15 protein-coding genes are annotated in these 14,474 nt (G+C 71.7%); 14 read left to right on the forward strand and 1 reads right to left on the reverse strand.

Going from position 1 to position 14,474, the window contains the following annotated elements; all coding sequences use genetic code 11:
* Nucleotides 1–244 precede the first annotated feature (244 nt).
* From ACZ4UV_RS15110 to ACZ4UV_RS15170, 13 genes are all read left to right on the forward strand, one after another.
* Entirely contained in the window at nt 245–655 is a 411-nt protein-coding gene (locus ACZ4UV_RS15110) for an NADH-quinone oxidoreductase subunit A (protein WP_390043316.1), read from the forward strand.
* Nucleotides 646–1,251 carry an NADH-quinone oxidoreductase subunit B gene (locus ACZ4UV_RS15115; protein WP_390043318.1) on the forward strand — a complete coding sequence of 202 codons (606 nt, stop codon included), beginning with the start codon at nt 646–648 and terminating at the stop codon, nt 1,249–1,251. Before ACZ4UV_RS15110 ends, ACZ4UV_RS15115 begins: the two co-directional genes overlap by 10 nt.
* The gene (locus tag ACZ4UV_RS15120) at nt 1,248–2,717 is read left to right on the forward strand and encodes an NADH-quinone oxidoreductase subunit C (protein WP_451020420.1); all 1,470 of its coding nucleotides are present in this window, start codon (nt 1,248–1,250) and stop codon (nt 2,715–2,717) included. The genes ACZ4UV_RS15115 and ACZ4UV_RS15120 overlap by 4 nt, the downstream gene beginning before the upstream one ends.
* Nucleotides 2,714–3,682 (forward strand): complex I subunit 1/NuoH family protein, encoded by a 969-nt coding sequence (locus tag ACZ4UV_RS15125; RefSeq protein WP_390043322.1) that lies wholly within the window; start codon nt 2,714–2,716, stop codon nt 3,680–3,682. Before ACZ4UV_RS15120 ends, ACZ4UV_RS15125 begins: the two co-directional genes overlap by 4 nt.
* Nucleotides 3,682–4,272 carry a NuoI/complex I 23 kDa subunit family protein gene (locus tag ACZ4UV_RS15130; protein WP_451020421.1) on the forward strand — a complete coding sequence of 197 codons (591 nt, stop codon included), beginning with the start codon at nt 3,682–3,684 and terminating at the stop codon, nt 4,270–4,272. The genes ACZ4UV_RS15125 and ACZ4UV_RS15130 overlap by 1 nt, the downstream gene beginning before the upstream one ends.
* On the forward strand, nt 4,269–4,958 hold the full coding sequence (locus ACZ4UV_RS15135; protein WP_390043326.1) for an NADH-quinone oxidoreductase subunit J family protein: 690 nt from the start codon (nt 4,269–4,271) through the stop codon (nt 4,956–4,958). Before ACZ4UV_RS15130 ends, ACZ4UV_RS15135 begins: the two co-directional genes overlap by 4 nt.
* Entirely contained in the window at nt 4,958–5,335 is a 378-nt protein-coding gene (gene nuoK, locus ACZ4UV_RS15140) for an NADH-quinone oxidoreductase subunit NuoK (protein WP_451020422.1), read from the forward strand. Before ACZ4UV_RS15135 ends, nuoK begins: the two co-directional genes overlap by 1 nt.
* On the forward strand, nt 5,332–7,326 hold the full coding sequence (locus ACZ4UV_RS15145; RefSeq protein ID WP_467838260.1) for an NADH-quinone oxidoreductase subunit 5 family protein: 1,995 nt from the start codon (nt 5,332–5,334) through the stop codon (nt 7,324–7,326). Before nuoK ends, ACZ4UV_RS15145 begins: the two co-directional genes overlap by 4 nt.
* A gap of 6 nt (nt 7,327–7,332) precedes the next feature.
* Entirely contained in the window at nt 7,333–8,907 is a 1,575-nt protein-coding gene (locus ACZ4UV_RS15150) for a complex I subunit 4 family protein (RefSeq protein ID WP_467838262.1), read from the forward strand.
* Nucleotides 8,904–10,427, forward strand: coding sequence for an NADH-quinone oxidoreductase subunit N (locus ACZ4UV_RS15155; protein WP_451020425.1), 1,524 nt, complete (start codon nt 8,904–8,906; stop codon nt 10,425–10,427). The genes ACZ4UV_RS15150 and ACZ4UV_RS15155 overlap by 4 nt, the downstream gene beginning before the upstream one ends.
* 226 nt (nt 10,428–10,653) lie before the next feature.
* The gene (gene htpX, locus ACZ4UV_RS15160) at nt 10,654–11,517 is read left to right on the forward strand and encodes a zinc metalloprotease HtpX (RefSeq protein WP_390043334.1); all 864 of its coding nucleotides are present in this window, start codon (nt 10,654–10,656) and stop codon (nt 11,515–11,517) included.
* Nucleotides 11,514–11,906, forward strand: a complete 393-nt coding sequence (locus ACZ4UV_RS15165) for a YccF domain-containing protein (protein WP_451020426.1) — start codon at nt 11,514–11,516, stop codon at nt 11,904–11,906. Before htpX ends, ACZ4UV_RS15165 begins: the two co-directional genes overlap by 4 nt.
* Before the next feature lie 144 nt (nt 11,907–12,050).
* Nucleotides 12,051–12,617: an SMI1/KNR4 family protein gene (locus ACZ4UV_RS15170; RefSeq protein WP_451020427.1), complete on the forward strand. Its 567-nt coding sequence runs from the start codon at nt 12,051–12,053 to the stop codon at nt 12,615–12,617.
* A gap of 79 nt (nt 12,618–12,696) precedes the next feature.
* Here the strand turns inward: ACZ4UV_RS15170 and ACZ4UV_RS15175 are convergent, their stop codons facing one another.
* Nucleotides 12,697–13,944, reverse strand: coding sequence for an APC family permease (locus ACZ4UV_RS15175; RefSeq protein ID WP_451020428.1), 1,248 nt, complete (start codon nt 13,942–13,944; stop codon nt 12,697–12,699).
* A 201-nt stretch (nt 13,945–14,145) separates the two neighbouring features.
* Between ACZ4UV_RS15175 and ACZ4UV_RS15180 the strand changes: the two genes are divergently transcribed.
* Complete coding sequence (locus tag ACZ4UV_RS15180; protein WP_451020429.1) at nt 14,146–14,412, forward strand: GlsB/YeaQ/YmgE family stress response membrane protein; 267 nt, start codon at nt 14,146–14,148, stop codon at nt 14,410–14,412.
* Nucleotides 14,413–14,474 lie beyond the last annotated feature (62 nt).

The following is a 14,474-nucleotide window of genomic DNA, read 5'->3' on the forward strand; positions in this document are numbered from 1 at the left end:
CCAGCGTGCCGTGTGCCGTGGTACGACGCCATGGAGTTCCCCGCCCGGGCCACCCTGGGGAAAACCCCACCAGCCGGCCCCGGTCCCGTGTCTCCGGGGTGTCCCACCGCCTGACTGCCTGCTTACCGTGTCTTTATCAGGGCCTAGACTCCCGTGCGTACAGATCGTCGAATCAAGAGTTGACTGAGGTCACGGCACCGGGCCGGTCGGGCCCGTGGTCTGTCGAGGGAGTGAGGGACGGGCGATGCGGGAGACGGTGGGCGGTGAACCGACCGTGGTCCTCGCCGCGGACTACTTCGCGTCCTACTCGGTCGTGGGACTGCTGACGCTGGTCGGCGTGGTCTTCGTCGCCGTGGCCTTCGGCGCCGGCAAGCTGCTGCGCCCGGTTGTCCCCACCCCCGAGAAACTCCTCACCTACGAGTGCGGCGTCGATCCCGTCGGCGAGGGCTGGGCCCACACCCAGGTCCGCTACTACGTCTACGCCTTCCTCTACGTCATCTTCGCCGTCGACTCGATCTTCCTGTTCCCCTGGGCGACGGTCTTCGCCGCCCCCGGCTACGGCGCGACCACGCTCGTGGAGATGTTCGTCTTCCTCGGCTTCCTCGCCGTCGGCCTGCTGTACGCATACAAGAAGGGCGTCCTGACATGGACGTGACGCCGGAACCCGTGCCGCTGCCGGAGCCGAAGCGGCTGGGCACGCTCGCCCGCCTCGCCCCCGAACCGATGAAGGTCGTCCTCAACTGGGGCCGCCGCTACTCGCTCTGGGTCTTCAACTTCGGTCTCGCCTGCTGCGCGATCGAGTTCATCGCCGCGTCGATGGCCCGCCACGACTTCATCCGCCTCGGCGTGATCCCCTTCGCGCCGGGCCCCCGCCAGGCCGACCTGATGGTGGTCTCGGGCACGGTCACGGACAAGATGGCCCCGGCGGTCAAGCGCCTGTACGAGCAGATGCCCGAACCGAAGTACGTCATCTCCTTCGGCGCCTGCTCGAACTGCGGCGGCCCCTACTGGGACTCCTACTCCGTCACCAAGGGCGTCGACCAGATCATCCCCGTCGACGTCTACGTCCCCGGCTGCCCGCCGCGCCCCGAGGCGCTCCTCCAGGGCATCCTCAAACTCCAGGAGAAGATCGCGGCGGAATCCCTGGGTGAGCGCTACGGCACCCCCCGCCCCTCCGCCGCGGCCCTCCAGAGCGGCCTGGTCCTGCCGCCGGCCCCCACGGGGGCCGAGCACGAAGGGGACACGCGATGACGGCCCCGGCCGGCTGGCTGCCGGCCCCCGTCGAGGAACTCTTCGGCACGGACGCCACGGCCGACGAGTCCTACGACGTCCTGACGGTCGACGTTCCTCCCTCCTCCTGGCTCGCCGCCCTGGAGATCGCCCGTACGACTCTTTCCTGCACCTACTTCGACTGGCTGAGCGCGGTCGACGAACCCGGCACCGGATTCCGCGTCTCCGCCCACGTCGTCGCCCTCGCCCCGGTCCGCCGGCTGCTCCTGCGCACGACGGTCCCGCACGCCGCCCCCGAACTCCCGTCCGCCGTCGGCGTCTACGCGGGCGCCCGCTGGCACGAACGCGAGACCCACGAGATGTTCGGCGTCCGCTTCACCGGCCACCCCGGCCTGGACCACCTCCTCCTCCCGGAGACCTTCGAGGGCCACCCCCTCCGCAAGGACTTCGTGCTCGCCGCCCGCGTCGCGAAGGCCTGGCCCGGCGCCAAGGAACCGGGCGAGTCCGACCACGGCGGTCCCAAGCGCCGCCAGATGCTCCCCCCGGGTGTCCCCGACCCGAACGAGTGGGGCCCCCTCAAGGGCCAACTCCCGGCCGCCCCCGCCCGCCCGGCCCGCACCGCGGCAAGCCGCGCAGCAGGCGACCGGCCGCCCCGCGCGGCCGACGACCGCCCGGTGCGCCGCTCCCGCACGGCCGCGGAGGGCTCGGCGAGCCAAGCGGCCGAGGCCGCCGAGGCGACTGCGGCGCCGGGTGCGGCGGGGCCGACGGCCACTCCGCGCAGGGCACGGAGCGCGAGCGCGGGGTCGGCTTCGCAGCGGGCAGCCTCCGGTGCGGAGGACGCGCCCACTGAGGCCGCTCCGGAAGGCGTCGGCGCAGAGGGGACCGCTCGGGCGGCGGGGCCGTCGGCTGCTCCCCGCGGGCCACGCCGGACGCGTACTGCCTCGGGCGGCTCCACTTCCCAGCGCGCGCAGGAAACGGAGACGGAGGCAGAGACGGACACGCCGGAGGTGCCTGCCACCCCGGCCCGCCCCGCAACCCCCCGCAGCTCGGACGCGCCGTGGCACCACGCCCGTCCGGCCTTCGACGAACCGGAGGCCGGGGGGCCAGGTGGCGGAACGTCGGCCGACCCGACGGAGGGTGCCGAGACCGGGACCAGGGCAGAGGAGCCGGCGGCGGGGGAGCCGACGGCACCGGACCCGACCGGGCCGGAGCCGACCGGACCGGAACCAACGGCCTCGGCGTCGGGTTCGGATACGGGTTCGGATCCGGGGGAGTCGAACCCGGCCGCGCCCGCGGAGCCCGAGCCGAACCCTGCCGAGTCCGCGCAGCCCGGGGAGCCCGGGGCGCCCGGCTCTGAACCATCAGCCCCGGAGGCACCGGCCTCCGAAGCCCCCACCCCTGAGCCCGCGCCAGAAGCTCCTACCCCCGACGACACCGCCCCCGAACACCCTGCCCGCGACGACGACCCCCCAGGAGGCCCGCAGTGAACGACGCTCTGGACGTCGCCCTGCGACTCCTCCTCGTGTTCGTCGTCTTCCTCACCTTCCCTCTGATCGTCGGTCAGACCGAGCACAAGGTGATGGCCCATATGCAGGGCCGCCTCGGCCCGATGTACGCCGGTGGTTTCCACGGCTGGGCCCAGCTGATCGCCGACGGCGTGAAGTTCGCGCAGAAGGAGGACGTGGTCCCGGCCGGCGCGGACCGCCGCGTCTTCCAACTGGCCCCCGCGGTGGCCCTCCTCCCGTATCTGCTCGTGCTGCTCGCCATCCCGATCGGCCCGGGCGAGGGCGCGGTCGGCCAGGTCCTGGACGCGGGTGTGTTCTTCGTGCTGGCCGTGATGGGCGTCGGCGTCCTCGGCTCGCTCATGGCCGGCTGGGCCAGCGCCAACAAGTTCTCCCTCCTCGGCGGCCTGCGCACCGCCGCCCAGCTCCTCGCCTACGAACTCCCGATGCTGCTCGCCGCCGCCTCCGTGGCGATGGCGGCCGGTACCGTCTCCCTGCCGGGAATCGTCGGCGCCTTCCACTGGTGGTGGCTGCCCTGGCAGATCACCGGCGGCCTGGTCTTCTTCGTCGCCGGCCTCGCGGAACTCCAGCGGCCGCCGTTCGACATGCCCGTCGCCGACTCCGAGATCATCTTCGGCGCGTACACCGAGTACACCGGCCTGCGCTTCGCCCTGTTCCTGCTCGCCGAGTACGCCGGGATCGTCGTCCTGTGCGGCCTGACCACCGTCCTCTTCCTGGGCGGCTGGCACGGCCCGTGGGGTGCGGACGGCCTCGGCTGGCTGTGGACCCTCCTGAAGACGGCGCTCCTCGCCTTCGTCGTGATCTGGCTCCGCGTGACCTACCCCCGGTTGCGCGAGGACCAGCTGCAGAAGTTCTCCTGGACCCTCCTCGTCCCCCTTTCTCTCGCCCAGATCGCCCTCACCGGCATCGTCAAGGTGGTGATCTCCTAGTGGCCCCCATCCCTGGCTCGGGCCTGGCCAAGGGCCTGGCCGTCACCCTGCGCACGATGACCCGGAAGTCGGTCACCGAGCAGTACCCGGACGCCCTTCCCGACCTCCCGCCCCGCACCCGCGGTGTGATCGGGCTGTTCGAGGAGAACTGCACGGTCTGCATGCTCTGCGCCCGTGAGTGCCCCGACTGGTGCATCTACATCGACTCCCACAAGGAGACCGTCCCGGCGGCGGCCCCGGGCGGCCGTGAGCGCAGCCGCAACGTCCTGGACCGCTTCGCCATCGACTTCTCCCTGTGCATGTACTGCGGTATCTGCATCGAGGTGTGTCCTTTCGACGCCCTGTTCTGGTCCCCGGAGTTCGAGTACGCCGAGACCGACATCCGCGAGCTCACCCACGAACGCGACAAGCTCCGTGAGTGGATGTGGACGGTCCCGGCCCCGCCCGCCCTCGACCCCGGCGCGGAGGAGCCGAAGGAGATCACCGCCGCCCGCAAGGCCGCTGAGAAGCTCGAGGCCGCCCAAGCTGCCCAGGTCGCTCAGACCGAGCAGGCCGCCGACCGGGTCGAGCCGGGGGAGGGGGAGGCGTGAGCCCGCTCGCCCAAGCGCCGCACGGCTTCCTGTCCCCGACCGGCGTCGAGATCGCGTTCCTTCTCGTCGGCCTGGTCACCTTCGGCGCCGCCCTCGTCACGGTCACCACCCGCCAGCTGGTGCACGCCGCCCTGTGGCTGGTGGTCGCCCTCGGCGGGCTCGCCGTCGAATACCTCCTGCTCACCGCCGAGTTCATCGCCTGGGTGCAGGTCCTCATCTATGTGGGTTCCGTCGTCGTCCTCCTTCTCTTCGGTCTGATGCTCACCAAGGCCCCGATCGGCCGCTCCCCGGATGCCGACTCCGGAAACCGCTGGGTCGCGCTGGCCGTCGCCGTGGCCGCCGCGGCCGCTCTGGTCTGGGTGGTCGTGGACGCGTTCCGTACCACCTGGATCGACCTGGACGGCGCCGCCGCCGGCTCGACGAAGGTCACCGGCGCGAGCCTCTTCCAGAACTGGGTCCTGCCCTTCGAGGCCCTCTCCGTCCTCCTCCTGGCGGCCCTGGTCGGCGCGATCGTCCTGTCCCGGAAGGCGAAGGCGGAGTCGGCCCCGCCCCCCGTGAACGGACGGGTCGTCACGCAGAGTTCCCCCTCCGCCACAGATTCCGGGATTCACCCGATCGAGCAGGAAAGCGATCAGGAGAACGAGCGGGAATCCGAGCAGGAATCCGAGCAGGAAGGCGCCCGCTGATGCACCTCGCCTATCCCGCCGTTCTCTCCGCTCTCCTCTTCTGCACCGGCCTGTACGGCGTCCTCGCCCGCCGCAACGCGATCCTGGTCCTGATGTCGGTCGAGCTGATGCTCAACGCCGTCAACCTCAACCTCGTCGCCTTCGACGTCTGGCTGAGCAAGGCCGCCCGGGACGCACTGCACTCCGGCCAGGCCCTGACCCTGTTCACCATCGCCATCGCCGCCGCCGAGATCGGCATCGGCCTGGCGATCGTCCTCGCCGTCTACCGCAACCGCGGCACCTCGGACATCGACCGGCTCCGCGACACCGCCGAGGGCCACGAGGGCGGCACGCCCACGGGCGGGTCGGCCGACGAGAAGGCTGAGGCCACCGCGTGACCACGACCACCCTCGCCGTCCTCGTCCCCCTCCTGCCCTTCCTCGGCGCCGCCGCCGGACTGCTCCTGGGGCGCACCGCTCCCGGGTTCGTCCGCCCGCTGGCGGTCCTGCCGGCGCTCGCCGCGCTGGCCCTCGCCTGCACGGTCGCCGCCGACCAGGGCGGCGGCCAGGCCGTGGACGCCCACACCGAGCTCACTCCGACCGGCTCGGTCCCGATCGAACTCGCCCTGCACATCGACGGCTTCGCCGCCCTCGTCGCGGTCCTGGTCGCCTTCGTCGCCACCTGCGTGCAGATCTACTCGACCGGCTACCTCCGCGACGACCCGCGCTACCCCTCGTACGCCGCCCTCGTCTCCCTGTTCACCTCCGCGATGCTGCTGGTCGTCTACTCCGGCGACCTGATCGTGCTGCTGGTCGGCTGGGAAGTCATGGGCATCTGCTCCTACTTCCTGGTCGGCCACTACTGGGAGACTCCCGAGGCGCGCGCCGCCTCCGTCAAGGCCTTCCTGGTCACCAAGCTCGGCGACGTGCCGTTCCTGATCGGCCTGTTCGCGCTGGCCACCGATGCCGGGTCGTTCCGCATCACCACGGTCCTCGGCACCGTCGCGAACGGCGGGCTGCACCATCCGACCCTGGTCGGCCTGCTGCTCCTGTGCGGCGTGGCCGGCAAGTCCGCGCAGTTCCCGCTGCACACCTGGCTCCCCGACGCGATGGCCGGCCCGACCCCCGTTTCCGCGCTGATCCACGCCGCGACGATGGTCGCCGCCGGTGTCTACTTCGTCGCCCGTCTCCTTCCGGTCTTCGAGGCCAGTGCGGCCGTGATGGTCGTCCTCGCCGTCATGGGCGCCGTCACGATGGTCGGTTCGGCCCTCGCCGCGCTCGCCCAGGACGACATCAAGCGGGTCCTCGCCTACTCGACGATCGGTCAGCTCGGCTACATGACCGGCGCCCTCGCCGTCGGCGACCGTGGTGCCGCCGTCTTCCACCTCCTGTCGCACGGCGCCTTCAAGGCACTGCTCTTCCTCGCGGCCGGCGTGATCATCCACGCCTCGGGCACCAACTCGCTGGCCGTCATGTCCCGCACCTCCGGCCTGCGCGACCGCGTCCCGGACGCCTACTGGACGATGACCGTGGCCCTGCTCGCGCTGGCCGCGATCCCTCCCTTCAGCGGCTTCTTCTCGAAGGAGTCCGTCCTGGGCGCCGCCGAGCATGTCGCCACCGGCCACACCGAGCAAGCCCCCGGCAGCGCCGGCTGGATCGTCCTGGTCGCAGGCCTCGTCACCGCCCTGCTCACCGCCGCGTACGCGACCCGGCTGTGGCTGCTCACCTTCCGGGGCCGGGGGGCCGAGGCACCGGACCACGGCAGGCAGCCGCTGTCCATGACCGTCGTCCTGTGGGTCCTGGCCGTGCCGTCCCTCGCGTTCGGCGGGTTCGCCTACCGGTCGCTGCCCGGCTGGTTCGACAGCCGCGCCCTCACCCCGACCCTGACCACCTCGATCCTCGGCACCGGCCTCGCGCTCGCCGGCGGACTCGTCACCTACGGCGCCTGGCAGCGCACCAGGACGCCGGCCGCCCGCGCCCCGCTGGGTGCCGTCGCCGCCCACCCGGAGGGCGACGCCGGACTGGTCGAGGCCGAGGCCATCGCCGCCCACAGGCCCGCGTTCGGCGACGTGGCCTACGCACCCGATCCGGCGGACCCCGGCCGGCTGCTGCTCGGCCCGCTGCACCGGCACGCGGCCGAAGGCTTCCACCTGGATGCCGTCTACGACGCGCTGTTCGTCCGCCCGGTCCTGGCCGCGGCGAGCCTCGTCCAGTTCCTCGACCGCGAGGTCGTCGACACCTACGTCCGAGGCGCGGCCGCCGCGCCCCGCCTGCTCGGCGCCGCCGTACGGCGCGCCCAGACCGGCAACGTCCAGACCTATGTGAGCGCGCTGCTCGCCGGCACCGTCGTCCTGGCGGTCGCCGTCCTCCTCGTCGCCACGGGAGCGTGAGCAGGCGTGATCGATATCAGCGAGTCCGTGATGCAGTTCCTTCTGGCATTGATCGTCGTAGGCCCGCTTCTCGGCGCCGTCGCCGCCCTGCTGCCCGCCCCGCCCGGGCTGAAGGGGAAGACGCCCGAGCAGGCCGTACTCCGGCACGGCGTGACCGTGACCGGCGCGATCCTCGTCGCCGCGATCGTCCTCGCGCTCGGCTTCGACAGCGGCCACCCGTCGAAGATGCAGGCCACGACCGACATCAGCTGGATCCCCGCACTCGACGTGCGCATCCACCTCGGCATCGACGGCATCTCCCTCCCCCTCGTGGTCCTGACCGCGCTGCTGACCTTCCTCTGCGCGCTCTACTCGTACTTCAACCCGCCCGCGGGGCCGTCCCCGAAGGCCTTCGTCGCCCTGCTGCTCGTCCTGGAATCCGGCGTCCTCGCGAGCTTCGCCGTCCTCGACCTGCTGCTGTTCTTCCTCGCGTTCGAGACGGTGCTCATCCCGATGTACTTCCTCATCGCCCGCTGGGGCGGGGCGGGACGGACCCGGGCCGCCTGGAAGTTCATCCTCTTCACATTGCTCGGATCCGTCGTCATGCTGCTCGGCCTGCTCCTGATCGGAATCAAGGCGGGCACCTTCGACATGGTGGCACTCGCCACTGGCAACGGCCGGTCGCTGACCACATCCGTGCAGGTCATCGCCGTTCTTGCGATCGGGATCGGGCTCGCGGTCAAGACCCCGATGTGGCCGCTGCACAGCTGGCTGCCGGACGCCCACACCGCCGCGCCCACCGTCGGCTCCGTGCTGCTGGCCGGTGTCCTGCTGAAGATGGGCACGTACGGGTTCGTCCGGATCCTGCTGCCGGCCGCGCCCGACGGTTTCCGCACCTTCGCGCCCTATCTGGCCGCCTTCGCAGTCGTCGGGATCATCTACGGGTCGTTGGCCTGCCTGAACCTGGCCAAGCGCGGTGCGAAGGGCGACCTCAAACGGCTGATCGCCTACTCCTCCGTCGGCCACATGGGCTTCGTCCTGCTCGGTATCGCCACCATGACCCCGACCGGCGTCAACGGCGCCCTGTTCGCCAACATCGCCCACGGCCTCATCACCGGCCTGCTGTTCTTCCTGGTCGGCGGCCTGAAGGACCGCACCGGCACGACCGACCTGGACACCCTGGCCGAGGAGACGGGGGCCGCGCTGTACGGCAGGGCACCGCGCCTCGGCGGACTGCTCGCGTTCGCCGCCGTCGCCTCGCTCGGGCTGCCGGGACTCGCCGGGTTCTGGGGCGAGATGCTGGCCCTGTTCGGCTCGTTCAAGCCCGCCGCCGGCCTCAGCCGCCCGGCCTTCCTGACCTTCATGGCGATCGCGGCCTTCGGCACCCTGCTGACGGCCGCCTACATGCTGGCCGTGGTCCGCCGCGTGTGCATGGGCGCCGCATCGCAGGAAGTGCCGAGGCTCGCGGACGTCCGCAGCTACGAATTCGCGGCCTGGACCCCGCTCGTCGCCCTCACCGTCGTCGCCGGACTGTGGCCGAAGGCCCTGCTCGGCCTGACCGACCCGGCCGTGCAGCAGCTCCTCGCAGGAGGCACCCGATGAGCGCCCTGGCCCAGCCGCTGGCCGCGAACCTCGTCCAGTCCGTCGACTGGCTCGCCATCGCCCCGCCCACCCTCACCGCGGTCGTCGGCCTGGTCGTCCTGGTCGCCGACCTGTTCGTACCCGAGACCAGGAAGCCGCTCCTCGGCTGGATCTCGGTCGCCGGACTCGCCGCGGCCGCCCTCCTGCTGCTCCCGCTCCTCGACCACGACCGCAGCACCTTCTGCCTGACCGGCAGCACGCGCGCGTGCAGCTACACAGCTGACCGGTTCACCCTGGTCGTGCAGTTCCTCGTCCTCGGCGGTGCCCTGCTCACGGCCCTGCTGTCCGTCACCACCCTGAAGGACGGCAACCGCCGCTTCCCCCAGGGCGAGTTCTGGTTCCTGCTGCTCTCCTCGGCCGCCGGCGCCGCCCTGCTGCCCGCCTCCCGCGACCTCGCCACCCTGATCGTCGCCCTGGAGGTCGCTTCCCTCCCCGCCTTCGCCCTCGTCGGCATCCGGCACGGCGACGAGAGGTCCTCGGAAGCGGCCCTGAAGTTCTTCCTGTCCTCGGTGACCGCGACCGCCGTCAGCCTCATGGGCATCAGCTTCGTGTACGCCACCACCGGCAGCCTCTACCTCACCCAGGTCGCCGGCCGCCTCCAGCACGTCGACGGACAACTGCACACGCTCGCCCAGACGGGCGTCGTCCTCACCCTTGTGGGTTTCGCGTTCAAGACGGCCGCCGTCCCCTTCCACTTCTGGGTGCCCGACACCTACATCGGAGCCCCGCTCCCGATCGCCGCGTACCTGTCCGTCGTCGGCAAGGCCGTCGGCTTCTCCGGGCTGATCCTGGTCACCGTCGTCGCCTTTCCGTCGTACGCCGACGTCTGGGGCCCCGCGCTCGCCGCCCTGGCCGCGCTCACCATGACCATCGGCAACGTGGCGGCCCTGCGCCAGCAGGCCACGCGCGCGTACAGCGCGGTACGACTGCTCGCCTGGTCGTCGGTGGGCCAGGCCGGCTATCTCCTGGTGCCGATCGCCGCCGCCGGATACACCGCGGACGCCCAGAAGGCCGTCGGCTCCACCGTCGCCTACGCCCTCATGTACGCCGCCGTGAACCTCGGCGCCTTCGCGGTGGCCGCCGCCGTCGCCCGTACCGCGCGGCTCAACCGGATCTCCGACTATCGCGGCCTGTACGCCAGGAACCCGCTCGCCGCCCTGCTCCTGGCGTTCTTCCTGCTGTGCCTCGCCGGACTCCCGCCCGGCATCATCGGCCTGTTCGCCAAGGTCACCGTCTTCTCGGCGGCCGTCCACGCCGGCCTCGGCTGGCTCGCCGTCGTCATGGCCGTCAACGTCGTGATCGCCCTCTACTACTACCTCCAGTGGACGGCCCTGCTGTTCCGTGCCCCCGAGGGCGAGCCCGCCAGGCACCGCCTCCCCGCCCCTCTCACGGCCGCGCTCGCCCTCACCGGCACCCTCGGCGTCGTCCTCTCCGGCGCTCCGCAGCTGGTACTGCGCTTCGCCACCACCGGCCTGTTCTGAGGGGCCTCACGCGCGCGTGCGAACCCGTCTGCGCCCGGGCGCTGCCTCTCACCCGGACGGCTCACCCGGCGCACAGCGGACACAAGGGAACTAGTGGCCGTCGCCTGGCGTTGACCAGTGCGGGAGGGTCCACTGGACGTGACACCACGACACCGGTGGCATCGCAGATCGGAAGGCAGCACCTAAAGCAAAGGGTTCCCCTGCCGCACGACTTGGAGGGCGTACCGTGCACCGCCGGCACAACGGGCTCAGGACCGCAGTTCTCCTCGGGGGATTGTCGGCACTCATCATCGTCATCGGCAGCTTCTTCGGCCGAACGGGTCTGATCGTCGCGGTCCTCGTCGCCATCGGCACGAACGCGTACGCGTACTGGAACAGCGACAAACTGGCGCTACGCGCGATGCGCGCGCGCCCCGTGAGCGAGTTCGAGGCCCCGGCCCTGTACCGGATGGTCCGCGAGCTCTCCACCCAGGCCCGCCAGCCCATGCCCCGCCTGTACATCTCCCCGACGGAGGCACCGAACGCCTTCGCCACGGGCCGCAATCCGCGCAACGCCGCCGTGTGCTGCACGGAGGGGATCCTGCGCATCCTGGACGAGCGCGAACTGCGCGGCGTCATCGGCCACGAACTCAGCCACGTCTACAACCGCGACATCCTCATCTCCTCGGTCGCCGGCGCCCTCGCCTCGGTGATCATGTTCCTGGTCAACTTCGCCTGGCTCATCCCGGTCGGCCGTTCGGACGACGACGACGGCCCCGGCTTCCTCGGCCTGCTGCTGATCATGATTCTGGGTCCGCTGGCCGCCAGCCTCATCCAGCTCGCGATCAGCCGCTCCCGGGAGTACGAGGCGGACGCCTCCGGCGCCCAGCTCACCGGCGACCCGCTCGCCCTCGCCAGCGCCCTGAGCAAGCTGGACGCCGGCACCAAACAACTCCCGCTGCCCCCCGAGCCCCGGATCGAGACCGCGAGCCACATGATGATCGCGAACCCCTTCCGTCCGGGCCAGGGACTGTCCAAGATGTTCTCGACGCACCCGCCCATGGCGGAACGGATCGCCCGGCTAGAGAAGATGGCAGGTCGCCCTCAGTGAAGACCATCCTGAACATCATTTGGCTCGTCCTGAGCGGCATCTGGCTGTTCCTCGGCTACCTGCTGGCCGGCGTGATCCTCTGCATTACGATCATCGGCATTCCGTTCGGTATAGCTGCTTTTCGTATCGGCGTGTACGCCTTGTGGCCCTTCGGCTACACGACCGTGGAACGCCGCGACGCGGGTGCCCCCTCCTGCGTCGGCAACGTCCTGTGGCTGGTCCTCGCGGGCTGGTGGCTGGCCCTCGCCCACATCGTCACCGGTGTCGCGATGTGCCTGACGATCATCGGCATCCCGTTCGGCATCGCCAACTTCAAGCTGATCCCGGTCTCCCTGCTCCCGCTCGGACGCGAGATCGTCCCCACGGACCAGCCGTTCGCAACCCGCTGACCGCACCTCGTCCGACCCAACCCGGCGCCTTCGTCCGACCCGACCCGGCGCCTCCGGCACACGAGTTGTCCACAGGCCGGAGCGTCGGCGGGAGGTTGTCCACAGGCCGGGCCGACTGTCGGTGGCGGCCTGCATCATGAAGCCATGACCGAGATCGAGCAGTTGCTGACACGGGTGACCGTTCAGGCCCGCAACTCCCGGCCGTGGGGCTGGCCTTCGCTCCCCGCGCCCGTCGACGCCGCCACGCTCGACCGCGCCGGTCAGACCCTCGGCTTCCCGCTGCCGCCCCTCCTCGCCGCGCTCTACGAGCGGGTGGGCGACGGCGGTTTCGGCCCGTCGTACGGCCTGCTGCCCCTGCTCGATTCCGCGCCCTCGGGGGAACCGGCCGCCGTCGCCCAGTACCTCGCCAACCGCGAGTACGGCCGCAAGAACCCGGACTGGCCCTGGCCCGAGGGTGTCCTGCCGATATCCCACTGGGGCTGTGGCATGTACGCGTGCGTGGACTGCCGGGCCCCGCAGGCCACGGTCCTGCTCTACGAGCCCAATGCCGACGACGCCGACGGCGCCTGGTTCGTGGACGCGCCCAGCCTTACTGACTGGCTGCACATCTGGCTGGAGGGCACGGGCTGGTACGAGGAGACCGACACGGGCACGGACCTGGCGCCCTGGGCCGACTTCCGGACCCGCACGGCCCCGGAGCAGGCTCTCTGAGAGAGGGCGCCTCCGGAGCGCGGCCGCCACCGTCCCGCGCCGCAGCTCGCGGCCGCTGCCGTAGTGGCTGCCACCGTGCCTACCGGGCCGCCATCCACCGCCGTACGGCGTACGCCACCGCACCCACCGCCAGTACCGCCGCCCCCGCGGCCACCGAGGTCACCGGAAGCGCGAAAGCGAGGATCACGCACCCCAGCAGTCCCACCACCGGTACCACCCGCGCCCGCGCTGCCGGATCCAGCGTCCACGCCGAGGCGTTGGCCACCGCGTAGTACGCCAGCACACCGAAGGAGGAGAATCCGATGGCGCCCCGCACGTCCGCCGTCGCCGCCGCCACGGCGACCACCGCGCCGACCGCCAGTTCCGCGCGGTGCGGGACCTGGAAGCGTGGGTGCACCGCGGCCAGCGCCCGCGGCAGATGACCGTCGCGGGCCATGGCCAGCGATGTCCGCGACACTCCGAGGATCAGGGCCAGCAGCGAGCCGAGCGCGGCCACCGCGGCCCCCACCCGCACCACGGGCACCAGCCCCGGCACCCCGGCCGCCCGCACCGCGTCGGCCAGCGGCGCGGCCGCCCGCCCCAGCCCGTCCGTGCCCAGCACCGAGACCGCGGCCACCGCCACGCACGCGTACACCACCAGAGTGATCCCCAAGGCCAGCGGGATCGCACGCGGAATGGTGCGCGCCGGGTCCCGCACCTCCTCACCGAGGGTCGCGATCCGCGCGTACCCGGCGAACGCGAAGAACAGCAGGCCGGCGGCCTCGAGCACCCCGCCCACGCCCGCCGAGAGCCCGATGTCCAGCCGCCCCGCGTCCGCCGCCCCGGACGTCAGGCACACGACCACCACGGAAGCGAGGACCGCCAGTACCACGGCCACGATCACCCGCGTCAGCCAGGCCGACTTCTGGATGCCGCCGTAGTTCACGGCGGTCAGCGCCACCACGGCCGCGACCGCCACCGCGTGCGCCTGCCCCGGCCAGACGTACGCGCCCACGGTGAGCGCCATCGCGGCGCAGGACGCCGTCTTGCCGACGACGAACGCCCACCCCGCGAGGTACCCCCAGAAGGCGCCGAGCCGCTCCCGCCCGTACACGTAGGTGCCGCCCGACTGCGGGTACCGGGCGGCCAGGCGCGCCGAGGACATGGCGTTGCAGTAGGCGACCAGCGCGGCGACGGCCAGCGCGGGAAGCAGCCCCGACCCGGCCGCGCGGGCCGCGGGGCCGAGGGCGGAGAACACTCCGGCCCCGACCATCGAGCCCAGGCCGACGACCACGGCATCGTGCACGCCCAGTGTGCGCCGCAGACCGGAAGGAGGAGTGGAAGCCATGCGGCGCACCCTACTGATCACTGCAACCGTGCGGTATCGCGCAGGCGTCCTCGTCATCGACAGGGCACGAACACACGCGCGACGGACACATGCGGACCGCTCGACGGCCCGTCCGGCCCAACGTGTCCGGCACAGCCGGCCCGGACCTGAATCACAGGGCCGGAAGAGTGCGAACGCAGCGCGGAAGGGCAGGTTCAGGTCATGGGCATCATCAGCTGGATCATCCTGGGACTGTTGGCCGGCGCCATCGCCAAGTTCCTGCTGCCGGGACGCGACCCGGGCGGCTTCATCGGCACGACCCTCATCGGCATCGTGGGCGCGTTCCTCGGCGGCTGGATATCGGCCCGCTGGCTGGACCACCCGATCGCCAAGAACTTCTACGACGGCGCGACCTGGGTCGCGGCGATCGGCGGCGCACTGGTCCTGCTGATCGCCTACCGCATCCTGTTCGGCAACTCGCGCGACTGACCACCCTCGGCCGGAGCCGACCCACGAGAGTACGAGAAGGGCGGGCACGACGAGGTGCCCGC

It is taken from the genome of Streptomyces sp. NPDC028289 (assembly GCF_055565975.1).

Excerpts from the sequence above, each read along its gene's own strand:
- ACZ4UV_RS15110 (WP_390043316.1), top strand. The coding sequence starts at position 245 with ATGCGGGAGACGGTGGGCGGTGAACCGACCGTGGTCCTCGCCGCGGAC.
- ACZ4UV_RS15115 (WP_390043318.1), top strand. The coding sequence starts at position 646 with ATGGACGTGACGCCGGAACCCGTGCCGCTGCCGGAGCCGAAGCGGCTG.
- ACZ4UV_RS15120 (WP_451020420.1), top strand. The coding sequence starts at position 1,248 with ATGACGGCCCCGGCCGGCTGGCTGCCGGCCCCCGTCGAGGAACTCTTC.
- nuoK (WP_451020422.1), top strand. The coding sequence starts at position 4,958 with ATGCACCTCGCCTATCCCGCCGTTCTCTCCGCTCTCCTCTTCTGCACC.
- ACZ4UV_RS15155 (WP_451020425.1), top strand. The coding sequence starts at position 8,904 with ATGAGCGCCCTGGCCCAGCCGCTGGCCGCGAACCTCGTCCAGTCCGTC.
- ACZ4UV_RS15170 (WP_451020427.1), top strand. The coding sequence starts at position 12,051 with ATGACCGAGATCGAGCAGTTGCTGACACGGGTGACCGTTCAGGCCCGC.
- ACZ4UV_RS15175 (WP_451020428.1), bottom strand. The coding sequence starts at position 13,944 with ATGGCTTCCACTCCTCCTTCCGGTCTGCGGCGCACACTGGGCGTGCAC.
- ACZ4UV_RS15180 (WP_451020429.1), top strand. The coding sequence starts at position 14,146 with ATGGGCATCATCAGCTGGATCATCCTGGGACTGTTGGCCGGCGCCATC.